Annotated in this window: 2 protein-coding genes and 2 pseudogenes; 1 reads left to right on the top strand and 3 read right to left on the bottom strand. The window is 63.1% G+C overall.

What is annotated here, in order from left to right; all coding sequences use genetic code 11:
• The 3 genes and pseudogenes from Q2941_RS51430 to Q2941_RS51420 all read right to left on the bottom strand — a co-directional run.
• A pseudogene (locus tag Q2941_RS51430) lies at positions 1-245 on the bottom strand (hypothetical protein); the annotation flags it as partial.
• A gap of 286 nt (positions 246-531) precedes the next feature.
• Positions 532-1293 (bottom strand): hypothetical protein, encoded by a 762-nt coding sequence (locus Q2941_RS51425; protein WP_027528125.1) that lies wholly within the window; start codon positions 1291-1293, stop codon positions 532-534.
• A gap of 18 nt (positions 1294-1311) precedes the next feature.
• The gene (locus tag Q2941_RS51420; RefSeq protein ID WP_027528126.1) at positions 1312-1500 is read right to left on the bottom strand and encodes a hypothetical protein; all 189 of its coding nucleotides are present in this window, start codon (positions 1498-1500) and stop codon (positions 1312-1314) included.
• Between the two features lie 251 nt (positions 1501-1751).
• On the opposite strand from Q2941_RS51420, the pseudogene Q2941_RS51415 reads away from it, so the two are divergent.
• Positions 1752-2065, top strand: a pseudogene (locus tag Q2941_RS51415) (DUF2336 domain-containing protein); the annotation flags it as partial.

Below are 2065 nucleotides of genomic sequence, written 5' to 3'. Positions count from 1 at the left end.
TAGGAATCCTCAAGGACCATCCCGCCGGAAAGACTCCGCGTCGGGGCATCATCCCGGACTTCAGTGACGGCGATATCGGCGTTGCGCAGCGAACGCGTAATCAACGACAGCGGTTCATGCTCGAGGTCGAAGTACTGCCTGGCATTCTGACCGTAGAAACCCGTCGGCTTCATATGGAGGGGCCTTGTCTGCAAGATTTGGCCTGGCAGCGCATTTCCACGGCAGCCCGTGAGGTCCGCGGTCATTATCCGGTATTCCAGTGCGGAGGTCTAGAATTAGGGAGACGTAAACCGCACTTTATTGTGAGGCGAAGCGGTAGCTCTAAGGTGGCCCACAAATCTCAGATTGCGCCTCTTAGGCGTTTTCAGAATGAGCCGGTTTGCGTCGACAGCCGGGCCTTCTGCGACACCAATGCCGACTTCTGCCTATGGCCTTTCTGTGACCTCCGGCGATGTCCGCTATCGTACCGCTATTGGCGGATAAGCAGACATCAGGCTTGACCCAGCACCCCGATCACGGTGCACGACCTGGTCAGCCGCGCACGGCCACTGCGCGGCCGTAGGGCGGCTGGGCGGCGACCGGCGGATTGGCGGTCTGCGCGGCGAGCTCGCCGATCAGGCGGTCGGCATCCGCCGCCATGCCGTCGGGCGCCTGGATCACCAGCCGCTCCAGCGCCCAGCGATAGGACGAGACGCGCTGCTCCAGGCATTGCTGCACCCACTGGACGATCAGCGAGTTCTCCTGCATGCGCGCGACCGCGTCCGCCTTCTCTCTTGGCGACAGTTCGGAGACGCGCGCCATGCTGGCATTGCGCTTCTTGTCGAGATCGATGACGCGGATCGCACTGGCGAAGAACGGCTCGAAACGCGTGATGTCATTGCGCACGTCATCGATGAGCTGCGCATAGCGCGAGGAATGCGAGCGGTGTGGCTCGTCGATCAGGGTGCGGCCGTACATGGTGCGGTCGAACACCACCTTCTGCTGCCAGGGCGAGGGCAGCGCCTTGTAGTCGCCGAACACGCTCTTCCAGGCGGGACGGGACAACGGCGGCTCGATCATGGGATAGGCGAGGTCGCGAAGCTGGCGCTCCTCGTCGGTGAGCTGGAATTGCGAAGCCTTGAGACCAAGGCTGCCCGTCACCTCGGCACCCAGCCAACGGTGCATGTCGTCGCTGCGCATGTCTTCGCGGGTGCGGCCGAAATCGCCGCCGCTACAGGCGCCGAGCGTCGCGCCGGTCAGCGCGAGCAGCAGGGCCGACGCGAAACACCGGATCTTGTGGTGTGGGTCCGGCATTGCACGACAGCCGGATGATTAGCGACGCCGGCGGCGGCGCCCCGGCGCAGTGCCCTCTTCCGGCCCACGACCGCCGGTGGTCTCGTCCGATTCACGCTCGATGCGGATCACGGGAAGGATCAACACCGTCCCCATCTCTGCGAGCGGAGCGACATCCCCTGATGAGCCCAGCCGGCGATCGGCCGGAAATTCAATGATGGTCCCCATGTCAGCTCTCTTCTATTGCCGCGCGACCGAACGGTCCTCACAACATGGGTGCCATTAAGATCAGCACATGGTTAACGGGGTGTAAACGTGCCGGCCGGACCGTAACCGCACGGGTCAGACGCGCCGTCCCGTTGCGGCACGACAACTGCTGAAACTGCAGCACCGGTTCACACCTCGTTTTCCTTAACGAGCCTTTAAAACAACCCGCGATAGGCTGACGCGGACGATTTTTCTCGAGTTGCGTACGCCTCATGACCAAGCCGCTATTTCCAGCATTCGACGGGCTCATCACCCTCTCCCGTCGCGAAGGCGTCGATATTCGCCCCACGCTCCTGCGCGTGCTGACCGACCTTTATGTGCAGGCGAAGAGCCATAGCGGCGACGAGGAGCGGCAATTCGTCGAGCTCGCCTCGCGGCTGATCGACCAGGTCGACGATGCGACGCGCGCCGCGGTCAAGGCCCGTCTTGCGATCTATCCGGCAACACCCGCCCAGATCATGCAGAAGCTTGGGCTCCTGCCCGCGGATGAGGGCCGGCGGATTCCGCTGGCTGTCTCTTATACACA

This window comes from Bradyrhizobium sp. UFLA05-153 (assembly GCF_054185185.1).
The sequence above is the reverse complement of the archived record's forward strand: the minus strand, read 5'-3'. Positions and strand labels throughout refer to the sequence as shown.

What these genes read in the sequence shown, in the direction of transcription:
- Q2941_RS51425 (WP_027528125.1), bottom strand. Translation starts at nt 1,293, where the DNA reads ATGCCGGACCCACACCACAAGATCCGGTGTTTCGCGTCGGCCCTGCTG.
- Q2941_RS51420 (WP_027528126.1), bottom strand. Translation starts at nt 1,500, where the DNA reads ATGGGGACCATCATTGAATTTCCGGCCGATCGCCGGCTGGGCTCATCA.